Here is an 861-nt window from a genome sequence, read left to right on the forward strand (position 1 = left end):
GAACTCCCACTCCGCCTGCAAATCCGCCTCACTGCTGCTTTGCTTGCCGACAAAGGCTATGACGGGAAAGGGCAGCGGCGTGTCGTCGGCGAACCAGCCGAGAAGCAAGCGCTGGCCGGCGACTTCCATCGAACTGACGCCCTCCCAGGGCACAACGACAATCCCTCCACAGCTAGGAGGACGATGCAGATAGACCTGCCGCGTGACACGGTTGAAGCGGATCAGCAGGTGACGGGAGGTCAAGGCTTCCAGGCGGGTGACGCGAAAAGCGTATTTGAAATAAAACCAGAGCGGTGCGCCAGCAAGAAATGTTACGAACACCGCAAAAACAATGTCGCCAATATCCCAAGGTCTGCCGAACACGGTTTCGTTGCCCACGATGAAGGCCCAGAAGATGGGCAAGGCAAAGTCAATCCACATGCCAAACAGGAGGAGAACAACCGCACCTGAGACAAAAGTTACCAGCCCGCGCTTCTCCTCCATGCCACCACAACGCATTTCCAGGTAAGTGTCATTGCAGGCATAGACCGGACCTCGTGTTTCGGCATGTGCGAACCGTTTCGCTGCCTGATTCGCTTTGTCTTCGGCCACGGTCTCTGCATACACGGGTTCCACCAGCGGCTTCTTTGAACCGTCGGCGTCTCCCATGTTCGCTTCAAACCATTGATCAGACTTGATGTTGAGCAGCCATGCCATCCACTCTACGTAGTACATCAGAGCACCTCGCGCAGTCCGCCATAGAGAGCGGCAAGTTCTTCTTGCGTATCCTCGTATGGTTTTTCCCCATTGAACTTGGGTCCGCGATACATGGTGTGTTTGCACCATTTTTGCAGGGCGTCGTCATCGAAAATGGCAATGAAT

General features: G+C 55.2%; 1 pseudogene. It reads right to left on the minus strand.

From position 1 onward, the window contains the following. Positions 1–714, minus strand: a pseudogene (locus AC1DO7_RS41400) (hypothetical protein); the annotation flags it as partial. Positions 715–861 lie beyond the last annotated feature (147 nt).

This window comes from Cupriavidus sp. 05N40, assembly GCF_056397305.1.